The organism is Flavobacterium agricola, from assembly GCF_025919725.1.
In the GTDB taxonomy this organism is placed as follows: Bacteria; Bacteroidota; Bacteroidia; order Flavobacteriales; family Flavobacteriaceae; genus Flavobacterium; species Flavobacterium agricola.
On record NZ_CP081495.1, the window covers coordinates 2403873 to 2423344 of the forward strand.

Below are 19472 nucleotides of genomic sequence, written 5' to 3' on the forward strand. Positions count from 1 at the left end.
TATTCTAATTAATACAATTAAATTTCTTGTTGCACCTTGTCTGGCGTAGTTTCTAAGCGCAATTCGCTTTCTTTCACTTTGGTATTGCCTTCGCGATTAAGTTTAGGTGCTTCTTGGTTTTGTTTGATTTGATTTTCGAAATTAAAATTCGCACGGCGTGTGGTATCCTTTACAAATTCTATCATTTCAATTTCTCCTTTTTCGGTCGGAATTTTTTGCACGCGTACTTGCTCATCAATTTGTTCATTAATTCCGTTAATGTCAGAAATAATGTATTGCTGTATGTTACGCACTTTTTCTACAGGAACGGTTTGTAAGGAGATAAACGTATTTAAATATTTTAGGTTGGTGTTTAAGTTATTTAAACGCGCGGTTATTTGCGGTTGGTTTAAATGCGCCGGAACGGTTTGTAATAAATCATCGCTAATGCGGGTTAAATTATCAACCTTAGCAATAAAGGCAGATGCGCTTTTGCTTGGTTTTTGTTTAATATCTTGTAAAAAGCTTTGCCACATTTGCCAATCGTTGGTTTGGCTTTTGGTTTCTGGAGTTAAGGCTTTGTAGGTAAAATTCCATTGATTGTAAATGGCATTTACAATCGAATCGGTAATTTTTTCGGCCTGCTCTCTGTCTGCTAATTCTTTCTGTTTTTTATCTGCAGAACAACTTACAAATAAGCCTGTTAAAACCGAGGCAACTAAAACAAAATATTTCATTTTCTTTAATACGTTTAAGTTACAAATTTACAAATGTTTTGGCTATTAAAGGCTTTTACAATTACCGATTTATAGAATATTAAAAATAAATTGATTTTTGTTATAAAAATATTTTTTTGCGTTTTTAGTATTCATTATATAAATTATATTTGCTTAACAAACAAACAAGTTATGAATACCAAAATTTTAATTATTGGAGCGTGTGGTCAAATCGGTTCGGAATTGACGGCAAAATTGCGTGAGATTTATGGATTGAATAATGTTATTGCTTCAGACATTAGAAAAGGCGAACAAAAGGTTTTTGAAACCGGTCCTTTTGAGCAAATAGATGCTATGGATTTTAATCAGGTAGCTTCAGTAATCGAAAAATATCAGGTAACCGATGTATATTTAATGGCAGCGCTTTTATCGGCTACTGCCGAAAAAAATCCGGCCTTTGCTTGGGATTTAAATATGAATTCTTTATTTCACGTTTTAAACTTAGCGAAAGAAGGAAAAATTAAAAAGATTTTTTGGCCATCAAGCATTGCTGTGTTTGGACCAACTACGCCTCGTATTGATACGCCACAATTTACGGTTATGGAACCATCTACCGTTTACGGTATTTCTAAACAAGCTGGTGAACGTTGGTGCGAATATTATTTTAACAAGTTTGGGGTTGATGTTCGCAGTATTCGTTACCCAGGTTTAATATCTTGGACAACGGCTCCGGGGGGCGGTACAACTGATTATGCGGTTGATATTTATTATAAAGCTATTGAAGATAAAAAATATACTTGTTTTTTAAGTGAAAATACTGCGTTACCTATGATGTACATGGATGATGCAATTAAAGCAACGGTTGCTATTATGCAAGCTCCGGCAGAACAGATTAAAATTCGTTCGTCGTACAATTTATCTGCCTTAAGTTTTACTCCGGCAGAAATAGCAACAAGCATTAAAACTCATATTCCTGAGTTTACAATTGCTTACGATCCGGATTTCCGTCAAGCCATTGCAGATTCGTGGCCAGCATCTATAGATGATTCGCGTGCACGTGAAGATTGGGGATGGAAAAATGATTTTGACATGGAAAAAATGACCGAAACCATGTTAACCAATTTAACAGCAAAATTACAAGTTAATAAATAAAAAAAACCGAGCAATTGCTCGGTTTTTTTATAACTATTTTTATGATTATCGAGTTAACCAACCGCTTTTACCAGCAGTTGCTATTGAATAAGGGGTAATCCAGAATAAAGAAAAGGCATAAAAAATGCTATACGGATAAGCCCATAAAGAACCTGAAACCGAGTGTTTTTGTGCAAAAAACAGCATTTGAATGCTTGAGAACAATACAATACCAACTAAAGTTGTTATGATTGATGTTACCGGGAACATGATAAATAAAGTTAACATGACCAATAATAGCGGAAAGGCAAAGATTAGCTGAATCCATTGGTTGATTAAAATAATACGGATGCCCAATTTGTTTCCTTTTCTAAAATCAGTAAAAGCAAATTTACTCATCATAATGGTTTCTCTAATATTACTGCGCTCCCATCTAATATACATTTTGTATAAATTTTTGTAACGCTCGGGCGTGTTAGTATAAACCTTAGCATTTTTTTGAAACAATACTTCGTAACCTTGTTTTAAAATCATGTTTGTTAAGGCACGATCTTCACCAATATCCGATGGTTTTCCTAAAAAAGTTTGGTTCATCCAGTTTTCTAAAACTATCAAAACAACGCTTTTTCTGTAAGCTGCTAACGCACCTGGTGTACAAAACACCGATCCTAAAGCACTTTGTGCTGAACGGATAAACTCAAAACTAAAAGCGAAACTTACGTTTAACATTTTAGGAATCATTGCGCTTTTTAAGTTTAATACTTTTACGTTTCCTGCAACTGCACCACATTGTGGGTTTACTGCAAACGGTGAGTTTAAACTGCGTAAGGTATGTTTTTCTATAATAGAATCGCTATCAATAGTAATTACTACATCGCCTTTTGCTTTTTTAAAGCCGTAATATAAGGCATGTCTTTTCCCCATGTTTTTAGGTTGTTGGTGCAACATAATACGGTCACCAAAGGCAAGTTTTGCTTTGTTCATCCAAAACCATGTATCGTCTTTACTTCCGTCATCAACGGTAATAATTTCTAATTTTTCAGCTGGGTAATCACTATTAACAATACTTTCTAAGGTGTGATAAACCAATTCACCTTCGTTATATGCCGGTACAATCACGGTACAACTCGGTAGCTTTTCGTCGCCAACCATTTTTGTTTCTTTATAGAAAAAGTACAAAGCTAAATTAAATAGTAAAAAGCTTAAGCGTAATACAAATAATACTGCGGTAACAACAACTAAAGTTTTACCCCACGGCGTATTTAAAAATGATAAATGTAGTTTTTCTATTTCAGCATGATAATTTATAGAAAAATAAATGGCTCCGGCTAATACAGTTAATGTAAGTGTTAAAACCACCAATTCTAATATTTGCTGTTTTACCTGCTTATTAGAAACAGCAGGTGCTGCTTTACTTGCTAAGTTATTTTCACTATTTTTCATAATCATACAACATTTAAGTTTGTATGATATAGTGTTCAAAAATTGTTCCTTATCGATTTATTGCTGTATTTCACCGATTCTGTATATTATTTATACACAATTAAGTTTTTGTTGGGAATACGGTAAACACTTCTATGTTATGCATTTAAGTTAATGAAAGTATAAAAATTGTTCCTGAATTTGCTTGGCTTTTAACTTCAATATTTATTTTTAAAATATCAGCAAGCTTTTTTACAATAGAAAGTCCTAAGCCATTTCCTTGAATTTGGCAATGATAGATGTTTTGAGATCTATAAAATTCATCAAAAATTTGTTGTTGATCGGCTTGAGAAATTCCGATTCCAAAATCTTGAATGCTACAAATTACTTTTCCGTTTTGTTTTTGAATTGTGATACTTATTTCTCCATTTGTGTAAGAATATTTAATTGCATTAGAAATGATATTTTCTAAGATAATTTTTAAGGCGAATGGAATAGAATTAACGGTTACATTTTGCTTGATAGCAAATGATATTTTTAAATTCTTTTCAATAATAAGCAATTGGTATTGCTCTAAAATTTCTAAAAAAACTTCGTTTAGCGCAATTTTTTGAATCGCATAATTCAAATCTTTATTTTCAATACGAGCTAAAAATAAAAGCTGATCTACAATGGATGAAGCTTTATCTATTTCTGCAATGCAGTAATTTATATTTTCATGATATTCGGCTTCAGATCTTGGCTTTCGAATTAAAACTTCTAAATTTCCTTTTAATATTGCTAACGGTGTTTTTAGTTGATGCGATGCATCTGCGGTAAACTGCTTTTGCCTTTCTAACGTTTTTTCAACTTTAGTTAAAAGTTGATTGATGCTTTGGGTTAAATCAAAAAGCTCGTTATTAACTTTAGGTAAATCTATTCGCCCTTTAAAATTATTTTCGGTAATTTTTTTGGTTTGATTTATAATTTTTAACGTTGGCGCTACGCTGGCACCGGCAATTTTACGAGTTAAAAAATACAATAAAATAAGTACAATTGTATAGGTGCCAGATAAGGTGTATTTTAAGTTTTTTAAAACATGATATTGGGTGTTGGTTGCAATACCAATAACGGCATAACCAACCAATTGCTGGTCGTAATAAAGCGGAGTTTGCTTTTTACGTACCGAGATGTTATCTAACAAAATATCTTCTGCAACTAAATCTTTTTTGCTTAGTTTTAATTGGTAATCTTCTAAGTTTTCTGATTTTCGAATAAAGTTTCTGTTCGCATCATAAATAGCTAAATAAATTGGATAAAAATCGCCAATGTTGTGCTCGGCTTCATTCCATTCATCTTCGCTAACTAATATAATTTCACCATTTTGTTTAGAAACTTCGTTTTGATGAAGTGCTATTTCGGCATCTAGGTTATGATTGGTTGTGTAATTTAAGTTGAATTTTACAGTGTAGTAAATAAAAAGAAAAACAAACCCAATAAAAACAGCCACTGCAAGTAAAATGGTTCTTGCAATGGTGTTTTTTATAGATTTTTTATTCGATAAGATAACCTGTTCCACGAATTGTTTTAATAAAGTTAGTTTCTTTGTTTAGATTTAGTTTTTTGCGAACGGCATTCATAAAAACGTCAATTACAGAACTATCGTATTCAAAATGAATGTTCCAAATGTTTTCTAATAGTTCTTTTCTAGTACAAATTTTACCTTTGTTTTTTAACAGATATTCTAACAACAAATATTCTTTATTGGTAAACGGAATTAGTTGATTGTTTTTTTAACCGATTGCGTATTTGGATCTACAGAAATATCTTGATAAATTAAAAGTTGTTCTTCAACTTTTGTGTTGCGTAACTGCACATGAATTCGAGCTAATAATTCACTAAACTGAAACGGTTTTTTTATGTAATCATTTGCGCCGGCAGTTAAACCTTCAATCGTATCTTGTAACGTATCTTTTGCGGTTAAAAATATAATAGGTGTTTTTTTGTCGGTTAATCTAATGGTTTTACAAATTTCTAGGCCCGAAACTTTTGGTAGCATCCAATCTAACAAAATAATATCAAAACTTTTTTTGCTTAAATGCGCTTCGGCTTCTAAATGGTTCTGCGCATAATCTACCACAAAACCTTCTTCGGTTAAGCCTTTTTTAATAAAGTTTATTATTCCCCATTGATCTTCTACTATTAAAATTTTCATTTTTAATTGGCTTTTAATAATTGATTGCTAAAAAGATAATCGGCCGTTTGATACCATGAAATGGCTTGCTTGGTTAAAGCTTTGTTTTCTGGATTGCTAATTAAATTATTGGTTTTTTTGTCCCAAATAAAAGTTGCGTTTTTTTTCTGATCGGATAATATTACAACTTCATTATTTTGGTTCATGTACCCCAATTTACGATAAGTTGCCATTAAAGCTTTTTCTTTATAAGCTGCTTGGTTTACATCTTGCCCGTAAAAATTAGAATTATAATTCCAGTTTAATTTACCAAATAAAGTTGGAAGTAAATCTATTTGCGACATTAATTTAGATTCTTTTACCGGTTCTTGATTGGGTAAATTGTAAATAATTGCAGGAATATGATAATTCTGTACATCAATCTCATTTTTACCTGCGCTACTAGCACAATGGTCAGCCACAATTACAAATACGGTGTTTTTAAACCATGGTTTTGTTTGGGCATTTTTAATAAATGCTCCAATGGCAAAATCGGCATATTTTACCGCACCTTCGCGACCGGTTCCGGAAGGAATATCAATTTTATTTTCTGGATAGGTATATGGGCGGTGGTTGGATGTAGTTAATATATAATTAAAAAACGGTTGGTTGTTGCTGTACATACTATCGCTTTGTTGTAAAACCACGTTAAAAATATCTTCATCGCAAATTCCCCAAGCATTTTCAAAGCTTACCTGATCATCGGTTATTAATGTGCGCTTTGTGCTAAGTTTTTCGTTTAATATACCGCCGCGTCCACGATCAAAAATAGCAAATCCATTTCCGCTAAAATAGCTGTTCATATTATCAAAATAACCATCGCCGCCATAAAAAAAGTTGTTCTGGTAACCTTTGTTTTTAAAAACGGTACCAATTGTAATTAAGTTTTGGTTGTTTGGTCTTTTTACAATGCTTTGGCCTGGCGTGGGTGGAATGCTTAAGGTTAAGGCTTCGATACCACGAACGGTTCTGTTTCCTGTTGCCATAAGGTTATTAAATAGAATGCCTTTTTGTGCTAATGTATCTAAATTTGGTGTTATACCGGCTGTTGATCCGAATTCTGCCATAAAGCTTGCGCTCATGCTTTCCATCATAATTAAAATAACATTGGGCTTATTTTCTGTTTGATTTGAGTTTATAACTTCTCTTTTTATGCTGTTTGCTTTAGGATCAAGTAAATTTAATTCCTTTTGAACGATTGTAAAAGCTTGTTGATTTGGAATGGTGTTGTAAAACGTTGCATAATCTAATTGATTGTTTTTAAAAGCTGCAAAAAAGGAATAAATACCAGCTTTAGATATTTCGCTGTTGTATCTGTTTTCAGACCATTCTGCTTGTTGGTTGGTAACGCATTGAATAAAAAACAAGGCAATAGCGCTGTTAGCAACAAAATATAAAATTCTGATTTTAAATGAAGTTTTTGATTGAAAACTGATTTTAAAAGCTTGAACTTTTGTTAGCGCCAGATATAGTAAAAAACAAATACTTAATACGATACTAAAAAGTAAGGGCAAAGGATAGGATTGCTGAATGTTGCTAATAACTTCGTTAGTATAAATTAAATAATCAACAGCAATAAAGTTAAAGCGCGTTTTAAATTCTTCCCAAAAAGTAATTTCAGCAAAAAAAGTAAAAACTAATATTAGTAGTAATAAAGCTGCAATAAAATGGAGCATCACTTTATCTACCTTACTACCAATTATTTTTTTAGGAATAAAAGTTAAGTACAAACATAAAGGCATAAAAAATAAGCTTGCTGTTCCTAAATCAAAAAACAACCCCATAGCAAGGGTTTTTATTAAGTTAGATACGGTAAGTGAAACTTCGTTAGCTTCCCAAACTATAAAAACTAAGCGCAATATGGTTGATAGCGCAAAAAATCCTAAGCAAAATGCGATAAGAATGCTAAATCTGTTTTTAAAAAATTTAAATTCCATTTTAAAGTAATTATTTATGGAATAAAATTATTTCAGATTTAGCTGCTGCCACAGTTTCTATTAAATTCTTAAGCCAATCTTAAGTTTATAAAAAAAGCAATTCTAATTTAGAATTGCTTTTTGTTATTTAGTTAACCAACCACCTTTTTTTACTGTTATAATAGAATATGGTACAACCCAAAACAAGGTGAAAACGAAAAATATGCTGTAGGAATAGGCCCAAATTGCTTCGGTAGATTTGTAGTTAAATGCGTAAAATGAAACTTTCTCGGATGTGCTAAAAAAGCAACCTACAACAGTTGTAATAATTGTTAAAACCGGAAAGTTTACTAATAGTAGCAACCAAGCCAAAACAAAAGGAATAGCAAATAAAAGTTGCATGCATTGCTCTAAATAAATAATGCGTTCTGCAATTTTGTTACCTTTTCTGAAATCGGTAAAAATAAATTTACCCATGTACAAAAGTTCGCGTACGTTACTGCGTTCCCAGCGTAAAAACATTTTATACAATTGTTTGTAACCGGTTGGAATGTTTGTAAAAACGCGAGCTTCTTTCTGAAACAATACGTTCCAACCGTTTTTAAACACCATGGTTGTTAGCGCTCTGTCTTCGCCAATATCCGATATTTTGCCTAAAAAGGTTTGCGTAATCCAAGGTTCAAGTAAAGATTCTATTGCTTCACGCTTGTAAGCCGATAAAGCACCTGGCGTACTTAAAACAAAGCCCAAACGGCTTTGTGCAGCACGAATAAATTCAAAACTAAAAATAAAACGTACGTTTAGCATTTTAGGTAATAACGCGTGTTGCGCATTCCTAATTTTCACATTACCTGCAACGGCCCCGCAATTTTGTTGTGTTACGAAAGGACTGGTTAATAAACGTAAAGTTTCGGGCTCTATAATAGAATCGCTATCTATGGTTATAAAAACATCACCTTTGCCCATTTTAAAAGCTTCGTATAACGCTTGGCGCTTACCCGAATTTTTGGTTAATTGATGTTTTACTATAGGTGCTTTAAAATCTTGATGTGCTTTGTAAATCCATTGCCACGTATCGTCTGTACTACCATCATCTACTACAATAATTTCAAGCTTTTCAAACGGATAATTTGTTTGAACTACGCTTTGCAAGGTTTCGTATACCAATTTTCCTTCGTTATAAGCAGGAATAATTACCGAGCAGGTTGGTAAGCTTGCATCGCTTACCGCATTTATAGGTTTATAGGTGTAATATAAATAGGTAAAATAGGAAAGGAGTAAAAGATTACTTGCTAGTAAGATAGTACCTAATATTGCAATGGTTTTTAAGAATAAGTTGTTTTGAGTGAAAAGATAAACAACGTGGTATTTATTTTCTAATTGATTTGCTAATATAAACGCACCTGCGATAAGTACTAAAGCGAGTAGGGCAACAAAATAACTGTTTTGAAATTTTGATTTTTTTGAGGTTGGAGCCATTCTATGGGGAAATTTCGGCAAATTTAACAAATTAAAGCAAATGTTAAAATTTTGTTTTGAGGCATAAAAAAAACCATTCAATATTGAATGGTTTTAAAATTTTGCTCCCCCTCTTGGGCTCGAACCAAGGACCCTCTGATTAACAGTCAGATGCTCTAACCAACTGAGCTAAGGAGGAAACTGTATTTTCAATAAATTTGCCTTTAGCAAGGACTTTTAAAATTTTGCTCCCCCTCTTGGGCTCGAACCAAGGACCCTCTGATTAACAGTCAGATGCTCTAACCAACTGAGCTAAGGAGGAAACTGTATTTTCAATAAATTTGCCTTTTGTAAGGACTTTTAAAATTTTGCTCCCCCTCTTGGGCTCGAACCAAGGACCCTCTGATTAACAGTCAGATGCTCTAACCAACTGAGCTAAGGAGGAAACTGTAATTTTTCAGTAATTTTGCCTGCAATAAGGCATCTATAAAGTAACTTGCTCCCCCTCTTGGGCTCGAACCAAGGACCCTCTGATTAACAGTCAGATGCTCTAACCAACTGAGCTAAGGAGGAAGGTGTATGTTACCTTTATTGCGGTGCAAATATAAATCGAATTTTTATACTTGCAAACATTTTTTTTAAATTTATTTAATCAGTTTATCAGCAATTAGCTCATAAATATCTTTACCAAAAGTTAACACCATTAAGGTCAGTAAGATAATCATTCCAACGGTTTGCACATAGCCCATTGTTTTTTCTGATAATTTTTTTCCCGTAATCATTTCTGCAATGGTAAATAAGGCATGACCACCGTCTAAACCAGGAATTGGTAAGATGTTCATAAACGCCAAACCGATAGAAAATAATGCAGTAAAACTCCAAATAAATTCCCAGTTCCACGTGTCGGGTAACATGCGTGCAATCCCGATTGGCGACTTAACCTGTTTGTATGCTTCTGTTTTTGGAGAAAGAATTAATTTAAACTGCTTAATGTTGTAAACAATAAGCTGATACGATTCGTCAATTCCTGCTTTAAGTGCTTGCCCAAACGAAAGTTTGTTTACCACTTGCGAATCGCTTAAATCTGCAAATTTTGGTATAAAGCCTAACGTTGCATCTTTGCCAACAACAACATCCACATTTATGGGTTGGTTGTCACGTACAATACCTAAAGTAATATTTTCTCCTTTATTTTGGTCTAAAGCTGTTTTAAGTTCATCAAAATAAACAATCGGTTGGTTGTTAAGGCTAACAATTTTATCGTTTGGTAAAATACCAGCTTTGTTTAAAGAAGCATCCGGAATAACAGAATCAATTTGAACATCCATTAAACGTGGCATCATAAATTGCTTACCTTCTAAGCCTAAAATATCTTTTTTATGCTCGTCAGTTAAAATAATAGTTTCAAGCTTTCCATCACGTTCAACAATAATTTCGTTGCCTAATAAGACATCTAACGTCATGCGGTTAAAACGATCTTGTAACTTACCATCAACAGAAACAATTTTATCTCCATTTTTAAAACCAGCATTTAAGCCCGCATCACCAAACATTAAACCGTTTTTCTGAACAACTTCTGTCGAAATATATTTTTGTCCGTACGTAGTATATAAAACCGTAAAAATACCCCAAGCCAAAAGTACATTAACAATAATACCGCCCAACATAATAATTAAACGTTGCCAAGCCGGTTTTGCTCTAAATTCCCAAGGTTGTGGTTCTTGTTTTAGTTGTTCGGTATCCATGCTTTCGTCAATCATTCCAGCCAATTTAACATAACCGCCTAATGGTAACCATCCAATTCCCCATTCTGTCTCACCAATTTTCTTTTTAACTACAGAAAATCCTGCATCCATAAATAAATAAAACTTTTCAACTTTAACTTTAAACATTTTTGCGGTTAAGTAATGTCCAAACTCGTGAAGAATTACTAGAATTGATAAAATAAATAGGATTTGTGCTACTTGAATCATTTTGAATGATGTAATTTAATTGTCAGTTAGCAAAAGTAAACTTTTACTTTAAATATTAAGCTTTTATTTTGTTCAGAATGGCAATTTTAAATATTTTTTGACGCCATTTAACGTTTTTAAAACAACAAGTATAAGCCAATTTGTAAAGATTAAATATTGCCCTCGTTTAATGTTCGTATAAAATCGATCAAAGAGTATGTTATTATTTTTGATTTGATTAAATTTGCTTCTTAATACATTATTAAAATTATGTTACAAGTAGCCTTTATTAGAGAAAATCAAGAACAAGTGGTGAAAGCCCTTGCGAAAAGAAATCTTGATGCAGCTGATTTAATCCAAAGAGTAATTGATTTAGACGAAAAACGCAGAAGCACTCAAGTGGAATTAGATAATATTTTAGCTGAGTCCAATAAGCTATCCAAAGATATTGGTGCTTTAATGAAGGATGGAGAAAAAGCTAAAGCTGAAATTATCAAGCAAAAAACTGCAGATTTAAAAGAAAAATCGAAAGATTTAACTGAAGCTTTAAATGCCGTTTCTGAAGAATTAACGCAAGAATTATATAAAATTCCAAATACGCCAGCAGCTATTGTTCCAGAAGGAAAAACTGCCGACGATAACCTAAATGTTTTCGAAGCGGGCGAAATTCCAACTTTGTTTGACGGTGCTTTACCACACTGGGAATTAGCTAAAAAATACGATATTATCGATTTTGAATTAGGTACAAAAATTACAGGTGCAGGTTTCCCAGTTTATAAAGGAAAAGGTGCTAAATTACAACGTGCTTTAATTTCTTACTTTTTAGATAAAAACGGTGCCGCTGGTTATGATGAGGTTCAAGTTCCGCATTTAATTAACGAGGCATCAGGTTACGGAACTGGACAATTGCCAGATAAAGAAGGGCAAATGTACCACGTTGGGGTAGATGATTTGTATTTAATTCCTACGGCCGAGGTTCCGGTAACCAATTTATACCGCGATGTAATTCTGCAAGAATCAGATTTTCCAATCTGTAAAACCGGATATACACCATGCTTCCGTCGCGAAGCAGGTTCATACGGAGCGCACGTACGGGTTAAACCGTTTACATCAATTTGATAAAGTTGAAATTGTACGCATCGAACATCCTGATAAATCGTACGAAGCCTTAGACGGAATGGTAGAACACGTAAAAGGAATTTTAAATGAATTAAAATTACCATACCGTATTTTACGTTTATGCGGCGGCGATATGGGATTCACATCGGCTTTAACGTATGATTTCGAAGTTTTTTCTACCGCGCAAGATCGTTGGTTAGAAATTTCATCGGTTTCAAACTTCGAAACGTTCCAAGCCAACCGTTTAAAATTACGTTTTAAAGGAAAAGACGGAAAAATGCAGTTAGCACATACGCTTAACGGTTCATCATTAGCCTTACCACGTGTTTTAGCTGGTATTTTAGAAAACTACCAAACGCCAGGAGGAATTGTAATTCCTGAGGTTTTACGCAAATACACCGGTTTCGATATTATTGACTAAAACAATTACAATACGTTTTTTTAAGCAATGTACTACTGTAACTTTTCGTTACATTAGTACATTGTTTGTTTTTATAAAGGCTTAATTGGTAACGCATGAAAAAAATAATTTTAATCTGCCTGCTTATTTTTACCGCAGTCGCATCAGCTCAAAACACAGAATTGGCTGCTGCGTATTTTGCCAAAGGAGAATACGATAAAGCGGTGCTGCTGCTCGAGCCTTTGTATAAACAACAACCATACAATCAAAATTATTACAACCAATTGGTAACCTGTTATCAGCAATTGCAACAATTTGATAAGGCCGAAGCTTTAATACTACTGCATATTGCGCAATTTAAATTAACTACCGCTTATGTTACGTTGGGTTATAATTATGCCTTGCAAAACAAATCTGAGTTGGCTGAAGAAAATTACCAAAAAGCGATCGAAAGCATTGCCAACAATCCTAATGTAGTTTATAGCATTGCCCGCGAATTCGAAACAAAATCGCTCATTCCGCAAGCTATTCAAGCGTATGAATATGCGTTTGAACTCAATCAAAACCCCGATTTTAATTATCCGTTAGCGTTGCTTTATGGGCAAGCGGGTAATTACGAAAAAATGTTAGAAAGTATTTTTACTTATGCCGAAAATAACCAGAATAGCATAAGTTCTGTGCAAAATATGTTGTCGTTTTATATGACCGATGATGCCGAAAAAAACTTCTCAAACCAAGTGCGTAAATCGTTATTGCAACGCGTACAAAAAAATCAAGATATTTTTTGGGTACATTTTTTGTCGTGGTATTTTGTACAACAACAAGATTTTGCAAAAGCTTTTATACAAGAAAAGGCCGTTTTTAAACGAGAAGGAACGAATGTTTACAAGCTTTTTTCGTTAGCCGAAGCCGCTCAAGCAGAAAAAGATTATGAAACGGCTACCGAAATTTTAAATTTTATTGAAGAAAGCGTTTTAGATCAGGCCGTACAAATTCAAACAACCGTTCTAAAAAACAAAATTTTGTTGGCAAACAGCACGCCGCAAAATTATAAAGAAATGCAAAAGCTTTTTGAACAACAAATCGAAAAATTTGAAATTTCGAACAATTCGGTAGCTTTAGTACTACAAATTGCACGTTTTTATGGTTTTGAATTAGATAATTTTAACGAAGCAAAGCATAAAATAGATAAATTATTAGCCTTATCTTTGCCCACCTTGCAGCAAGCACAAGTAAAAGAGCTGTTGGCAGATTTGTATGTGGCTAACAAAAAGTTTAATCAAGCCATTATATATTACGGTCAGGTTCAGGACGATGTAAAAAATAATGAGCTTGCGCACAACGCACAATTTAAAATGGCAATGGCCAATTATTACAAAACTGATTTTGATTGGGCCTTAAAACAATTTAAAGTTTTAAAACAATCAACCTCGTTGTTAATTGCTAACGATGCGCTCGAAATGTTTTTGTTGTTAAACGATGCTACGCGGCAAGATAGCGCTAAAGTTGTTTTAACACCATTTGCCGAAGCTGATTTTTTAAAGTTTCAGAAAAAAAACGAGCAAGCCAAACAAGCTTATTTAAACCTTTTGCCAGAAGCAGAACTAACCGAAATGGCCGATGTAACATTGTACCGTTTGGCGCAGGTAAATTTTGATTTAGCAAATACAGCCCAAGCTATAGCGCATTTAGAACAATTGCTGAGCCAATATCAAGAAAGTATTTATCGCGACGATGCCCATTTTTTATTAGGCATTTGGTATGAAAAACTAGGCGATACCGAAAAAGCACAAAACAATTTAGAACAAATAATAGTACATCACCAAGACAGCATTTATTTTTTAGAAGCTCAAACAAAATATCGCAAATTGCGTGGTGATAAAAACGTATAAAAAATGATTATTTACAATATAACCATGAATATTGACGAATCGGTTCATGAAAAATGGATGGATTGGATGAAAAATTCTTTTATCAAACAAATGTTAGAAACCGAACATTTTTCGGCAGCACGTATGGTAAAAGTTATAGTTAACGAAGAAATGGGCGGATTAACTTATTCTACGCAGTTTGAAACCGAATCGCGTGAAACGCTCGAGAATTTTTACAACCAAGATCACGATCGTTTGTTGGGTGAAGGGCATCAATTATTTGCCGACAAAATGCTTGTTTTCGCAACCGAATTAGCTGTTTTAGAAGAGTTCTAACATGATGGATAAAGTAAAAGCAAAAAAGCATTTAGGACAACATTTCTTAAATGACGAAAATATTGCACGTAAAATTGCCGATGCGTTAACCTTAGAAGGTTACAATAAGGTCATAGAAATTGGTCCCGGAATGGGCGTGCTAACCAAATATATGTTAGAAAAACCTACCGAAACGTGGGTAATTGAAATTGATACCGAATCGGTTTCGTATTTAGAAAAACATTACGAAAAGTTGCACAACAAAATCTTATCTGAAGATTTTTTAAAATACGATTTAACCCAGGTTTTTGGTAACGAACCGTTTGCAATTATCGGAAATTTTCCGTATAATATATCTTCACAAATTGTTTTTAAAGCTTTAGAAATGCGCGATCAAATTCCAGAATTTGCAGGCATGTTTCAAAAAGAAGTTGCCGAACGTATTTGTGAACCAAAAGGTAGTAAAACGTATGGCATACTTTCTGTATTAACCCAAGCATTTTACGATACCGAGTATTTGTTTACCGTGTCAGAAAATGTTTTTACGCCACCGCCAAAAGTAAAATCTGGTGTTATGCGCATGCGTCGTAAAGAAAACTATAAATTACCTTGTAATGAAAAGTTGTTTTTTAATGTTGTAAAAACAGCATTTAACCAACGTCGTAAAACGTTACGCAACAGCTTAAAATCGTTCAACTTGTCTGAAGAATTTAAGGCCGATAAGTTTTTAGATTTACGACCAGAACAAGTTAGCGTAGAACAATTTATTGATTTAACTCTTAAAATTCAAGCCAATGCAATTTAAAATCAGTGACGAATTTATCCTTGATATAGAAAACTTAATCGCTTCTAAAAACGAAACCGAGATTTTACAAAAACTCGAGGATATTCACTTTGCTGATATAGCCGAATTAATGAATGAATTGAAGGGCGAAGATGCGGGCTATCTTTTTAAAATCCTTGAATCAGAAATTAGTTCGGAAATTCTTTTGGAGCTTGACGATGAAGTTCGAGAAAAAATATTAAACAACCTTTCGGCTAAAGAAATTGCCGAGGAGTTGGATGAAATGGATACCGATGATGCGGTAGATATTATATCAGAATTACCTCAGGAAATGAAAGATGAGGTAATTTCTGAGCTTGAAGATTTTGAACACGCCAAAGATATTGTTGAGCTGTTGCGTTACGACGAAGATACAGCCGGCGGATTAATGGCTAAAGAATTTATTCAGGCCAATGAAAATTGGAATGTGTTAACTTGTATTCAAGAAATTAGAAAACAAGCCGAAAACGTTTCGCGCGTGCATTCAATTTACGTTGTAGATGACGAAGATCGTTTAAAAGGACGTTTGTCCTTAAAAGATTTAATTACATCATCAACAACAACACAAATAAAAAGCATTTACATTCCTAAAGTAGATTATGTAAAGGTAGATACTGAAGATGTTGAGGTTGCTCGCATCATGCAAAAATATGACCTTGAAGCAATTCCGGTGGTAGATGAAACCGGACGTTTGGTTGGTAGAATTACAATTGATGATATTGTTGACGTAATTAAGGAAGAAGCAGATCGCGATTATCAGTTAGCTGCCGGTATTTCGCACGATGTTGAGGCGGATGATAGCATTTGGGAATTAACCAAAGCGCGTTTGCCTTGGTTACTTTTGGCGTTAGGCGGTAGTTTTATTGCAGTTAATATATCAGAAAGCTTTAGTGGTGCCATGGAAAAATATTCTACCTTATTTTTCTTTACGCCCTTAGTTGCCGCTATGGCGGGTAATGTTGGGGTGCAATCTTCAGCTATTATTGTGCAAGGTTTGGCAAATAACAGCTTGTCTGGATCGTTGTTTAAACGTTTGTTAAAAGAAATGCTTTTAGCTTTTTTTAATAGTTCAATTTTAGCTGTGTTGTTGTTATTTGGCACGCATTTTATAATGGGAACTTCTTACGAAATATCATCAACCATTGTGCTTGCGTTAGTTACCGTAATGATTTTGGCAAGCTTAATAGGAACTTTTGTACCGATTATGTTAAATAAATATGGCATAGATCCAGCTATTGCTACGGGGCCATTTATTACAACTAGTAATGATATTTTTGGGTTGTTAATTTATTTCTCTATTGCTAAGTTAATTCTTGGATTCTAAAAAAAAGAGAATTTTTTTATAGTTATAGTCAATAAAAATAAGGCTGAAGTATTAAAAAAATCCATTTTTAATATTTCAGCCCGTTTTGTTTTAGTACTTTTGATTGCTAATTCAATAATAAATAATGACGCCTACTATTCTAAATTGTGAAGATGAACTAATTCATTTTTGCGGTCGCATTCAAAATTTCGGATATTTATTGGTTTTTGACTTACAAAATACCTGTGTAGCATTTAGTGAAAATATACAAGAGCTTCTAACAATATCTTCTTCTTTATTACATCAAAAACTTAGTTTTTTTGAAAACTTATTTCAGGTTAACATTAAATCTGATGCTGCCTATTTACATGAAAATGAAAAAAAGAATAAAATTGATTTTTATAAAGTAAGCATAAACAATCAAAATTATCAGTTATCTGTTTATTCTGATGACAATCATATTTTTTTAGAATTTGAGGCCAACACGATTGATGAATTAGATTTAATGCAATTACAACAATTGCAATTGCGCATTGACAATTCTATAAACCTATGGCAATCTATTTGCGATAATGTGTATGAGCTTATTAGCTTTGATCGCATTATGGTGTATCAGTTTTTAGAAGATCGCACCGGAATTGTTGTGGCCGAAAGTATAAAAGGCAAATTAACCCCCGTTTTAGGTTTCCGTTATCCTGAATTTGATATTCCGGCACAAGCAAGAACATTATATGAAACAAATTTAGATCGCCAAACGCCAGATATTTTTGCAGATACGGTGCAACTTATTGGGTTAAAAACTTCTCAGATTAACTTATCTCGATCTAAAATTAGAGCATCTTCACCAATACATTTACAATATTTAAAAAATTCAGAAGTTACAGCAAGCGCTAGTTTTTCTATTATTATAGATAATAAACTTTGGGGTTTAGTTTGTTGCCAGCATCAAGCACCAAAATATATTACTATAGAACAACGTAAACTTTGTACGTTTTTAATAAACTCGGCAGCTTATAAATTTTCGAAACAACAGCAAGTTGCAAATAATGAGCGTGAAAATTTTAATAAAGAGCTAACCAAAGAATTACAAAATAAATTAGCTTACTCTGACAACTTACAAAACACATTAGCTCAGTTTGCTAACCGATTTTTATACATTTTATCTGCAAAAGGCGTAATTATAGAAGCACCAAATTCTATTTACAAATTAGGCAATGTACCTTCAGAATCTGTTTTTGCAAGTATTAAAGAAGATTTAGATAAGCGTTTTCCTAACGTACAGGTTTATACCACCTTTTCATACTCTAATTTTAAATCAGATCATGTAATTGATACCGACAATTGTAAAGGCATTGCACGTATTAATTTTGATACAGATAAAAAACACACGCTTTACTTTTTTAGACCTGAAGTTTTGTTTGAAGAAACTTGGGCAGGCGAACCAGAAAAGTTTTTAAACTATTCTAAAGAATGTAATGCACATATATATTCGCCACGCGCTTCATTCGAAGCTTGGAAAAAACAAGTTACTGGCGAATCTGAAAAATGGTCGGTTGCGGATCGTAGATTTTTAAATTCGTTGTACGAATTAATTCGCGAATCGGTATTTTTAAACCAATTGGATCAATTGGAATTAGAAAAAAAATTGTCGTTATTTACAGGTAAATCAACAATGACCAAACCAATCATTATGAATAATGAGTTGATTGAAGAAATTGAAACAACTAAGGAAAGTGCTTTTCATCAAAAAAGCCTTGAAGGATTGAGTGAGGATGAAGTTGAAATGCACGAAAATGCAATTCTAGAAACTACCATTCTTTCCAACTATTTATTAAATAAAAGCATTGATTCGGCCTTAGGCCAGACAAGCAATAACCATTTTTGTAAGGTAGAAACTACGCAATTAATTCCAGATATTGTTGCGCAAGCTTTAAAAAAATATCAAGTTGATGGAGCCGAAGTAGTTATTCAGCAACTTTACCCGGTAAATGGTGACCCAACTTTAATAAAAGAATTGTTTCACAATCTGATACATAATGCAGTTAAATTTAGTGCGCCGGTTGCCTCGGTTAAAATTGAAATTACCAGCGTGCAAGAAGATGAATTTACTACGTATTATATAAAAGATAACGGAATTGGTTTTGAAGTTACCCATAGCGATGTTCCGTTTTTAATGTTTAAAAAGTTACATAAAATACCAACAATAGAAGGTTCTGGTGTTGGTTTGGCAGTGGTTAAACGCATTGTTGATCGTTTAAAAGCAAATATTTCCTTTTCGTCTAAAATAGATAAAGGAACAACCTTTAAAATTCAATTTAAAAATGACTAATGCTCAAATTTTAAAAACCGAAACCGAAACGTTGCATGATCAGGTAGAATTGGTTATGAATTCGGCTTTATTGTTTACCAATCAATTTAACTTATCGCACTACAAACATTTTATTCAAAAATCATACAATTACGTTAACTTTCTACAACCAATAATTTTAACCAATTGGCCCGATTTTCAGGCGCTTTTATCAGCAAAAGAAAAAGCATTAACTACCGATTTACAGCACTTAAGTTTGCCGGTAAAACCTGATGTTGATTTAAGCGTTGCATCAACCAATAAATATTTTCAACTTGGGCTTATTTACATTGTTTTGGGTGCCATGTTAGGTAATAAAGTAATTTTAAACAAATTGCACAAATTTGAAGAATTTCAAGGTTTTCCATTTGCATATTTGTCGCACCGCCCAGAAAATTTATCTGAAATGTGGAAAGCTTTTCAGGCAGATTTAAACGAATTATCTGCCGAACAACTAGAACAAGTTATTGCAGGTGCAAAAAAAGGTTACGCCTTGTTTGGGGCATAA

The 19472-nt window shown here is 33.3% G+C and carries 15 protein-coding genes, 4 tRNA genes and 1 pseudogene; 8 read left to right on the forward strand and 12 right to left on the reverse strand.

The window, feature by feature from the left end:
* Nucleotides 1–17: 17 nt before the first annotated feature.
* A complete protein-coding gene (locus K5I29_RS11875) occupies nucleotides 18–716 on the reverse strand; it encodes a hypothetical protein (RefSeq protein ID WP_264433547.1) in 699 nt (232 codons plus the stop codon).
* Nucleotides 717–887: 171 nt separating this feature from the next.
* On the opposite strand from K5I29_RS11875, the gene K5I29_RS11880 reads away from it, so the two are divergent.
* On the forward strand, nucleotides 888–1847 hold the full coding sequence (locus K5I29_RS11880; RefSeq protein ID WP_264433548.1) for an L-threonine 3-dehydrogenase: 960 nt from the start codon (nucleotides 888–890) through the stop codon (nucleotides 1845–1847).
* 45 nt (nucleotides 1848–1892) lie between these two features.
* On the opposite strand, the gene K5I29_RS11885 is transcribed toward K5I29_RS11880, so the two are convergent.
* The 11 genes from K5I29_RS11885 to rseP all read right to left on the reverse strand — a co-directional run bounded on the left by K5I29_RS11885 (nucleotide 1893) and on the right by rseP (nucleotide 10807).
* Nucleotides 1893–3269: a glycosyltransferase gene (locus K5I29_RS11885; protein WP_264433549.1), complete on the reverse strand. Its 1377-nt coding sequence runs from the start codon at nucleotides 3267–3269 to the stop codon at nucleotides 1893–1895.
* Nucleotides 3270–3414: 145 nt separating this feature from the next.
* The gene (locus tag K5I29_RS11890; RefSeq protein ID WP_264433550.1) at nucleotides 3415–4806 is read right to left on the reverse strand and encodes a sensor histidine kinase; all 1392 of its coding nucleotides are present in this window, start codon (nucleotides 4804–4806) and stop codon (nucleotides 3415–3417) included.
* Complete coding sequence (locus K5I29_RS13485; RefSeq protein ID WP_317134281.1) at nucleotides 4781–4978, reverse strand: winged helix-turn-helix domain-containing protein; 198 nt, start codon at nucleotides 4976–4978, stop codon at nucleotides 4781–4783. Before K5I29_RS13485 ends, K5I29_RS11890 begins: the two co-directional genes overlap by 26 nt.
* A 26-nt stretch (nucleotides 4979–5004) precedes the next feature.
* Nucleotides 5005–5442, reverse strand: a complete 438-nt coding sequence (locus K5I29_RS11895; protein WP_317134282.1) for a response regulator transcription factor — start codon at nucleotides 5440–5442, stop codon at nucleotides 5005–5007.
* Between the two features lie 2 nt (nucleotides 5443–5444).
* Nucleotides 5445–7397 carry an LTA synthase family protein gene (locus K5I29_RS11900; protein ID WP_264433551.1) on the reverse strand — a complete coding sequence of 651 codons (1953 nt, stop codon included), beginning with the start codon at nucleotides 7395–7397 and terminating at the stop codon, nucleotides 5445–5447.
* 123 nt (nucleotides 7398–7520) lie between these two features.
* On the reverse strand, nucleotides 7521–8855 hold the full coding sequence (locus K5I29_RS11905; protein WP_264433553.1) for a glycosyltransferase family 2 protein: 1335 nt from the start codon (nucleotides 8853–8855) through the stop codon (nucleotides 7521–7523).
* A 104-nt stretch (nucleotides 8856–8959) separates the two neighbouring features.
* Nucleotides 8960–9033, reverse strand: a tRNA-Asn gene (locus tag K5I29_RS11910).
* A gap of 49 nt (nucleotides 9034–9082) precedes the next feature.
* Nucleotides 9083–9156 (reverse strand) — tRNA-Asn (locus K5I29_RS11915).
* 49 nt (nucleotides 9157–9205) lie between these two features.
* Nucleotides 9206–9279, reverse strand: a tRNA-Asn gene (locus tag K5I29_RS11920).
* A gap of 54 nt (nucleotides 9280–9333) precedes the next feature.
* Nucleotides 9334–9407, reverse strand: a tRNA-Asn gene (locus K5I29_RS11925).
* Between the two features lie 71 nt (nucleotides 9408–9478).
* Nucleotides 9479–10807 (reverse strand): RIP metalloprotease RseP, encoded by a 1329-nt coding sequence (gene rseP, locus K5I29_RS11930; RefSeq protein ID WP_264433554.1) that lies wholly within the window; start codon nucleotides 10805–10807, stop codon nucleotides 9479–9481.
* A 249-nt stretch (nucleotides 10808–11056) separates the two neighbouring features.
* On the opposite strand from rseP, the pseudogene serS reads away from it, so the two are divergent.
* The 7 genes and pseudogenes from serS to K5I29_RS11965 all read left to right on the forward strand — a co-directional run bounded on the left by serS (nucleotide 11057) and on the right by K5I29_RS11965 (nucleotide 19472).
* Nucleotides 11057–12326 (forward strand): annotated as a pseudogene (gene serS, locus K5I29_RS11935) (serine--tRNA ligase).
* Between the two features lie 95 nt (nucleotides 12327–12421).
* Complete coding sequence (locus tag K5I29_RS11940) at nucleotides 12422–14197, forward strand: tetratricopeptide repeat protein (protein ID WP_264433555.1); 1776 nt, start codon at nucleotides 12422–12424, stop codon at nucleotides 14195–14197.
* 3 nt (nucleotides 14198–14200) lie between these two features.
* Nucleotides 14201–14512 carry a DUF4286 family protein gene (locus tag K5I29_RS11945; RefSeq protein ID WP_264433556.1) on the forward strand — a complete coding sequence of 104 codons (312 nt, stop codon included), beginning with the start codon at nucleotides 14201–14203 and terminating at the stop codon, nucleotides 14510–14512.
* Between the two features lie 4 nt (nucleotides 14513–14516).
* Nucleotides 14517–15296 carry a 16S rRNA (adenine(1518)-N(6)/adenine(1519)-N(6))-dimethyltransferase RsmA gene (rsmA, locus tag K5I29_RS11950; protein WP_264435196.1) on the forward strand — a complete coding sequence of 260 codons (780 nt, stop codon included), beginning with the start codon at nucleotides 14517–14519 and terminating at the stop codon, nucleotides 15294–15296.
* On the forward strand, nucleotides 15286–16638 hold the full coding sequence (gene mgtE / locus K5I29_RS11955; protein WP_264433558.1) for a magnesium transporter: 1353 nt from the start codon (nucleotides 15286–15288) through the stop codon (nucleotides 16636–16638). The genes rsmA and mgtE overlap by 11 nt, the downstream gene beginning before the upstream one ends.
* A gap of 124 nt (nucleotides 16639–16762) precedes the next feature.
* Nucleotides 16763–18946, forward strand: coding sequence for an ATP-binding protein (locus tag K5I29_RS11960; protein WP_264433559.1), 2184 nt, complete (start codon nucleotides 16763–16765; stop codon nucleotides 18944–18946).
* Nucleotides 18939–19472, forward strand: coding sequence for a biliverdin-producing heme oxygenase (locus tag K5I29_RS11965; RefSeq protein WP_264433560.1), 534 nt, complete (start codon nucleotides 18939–18941; stop codon nucleotides 19470–19472). Before K5I29_RS11960 ends, K5I29_RS11965 begins: the two co-directional genes overlap by 8 nt.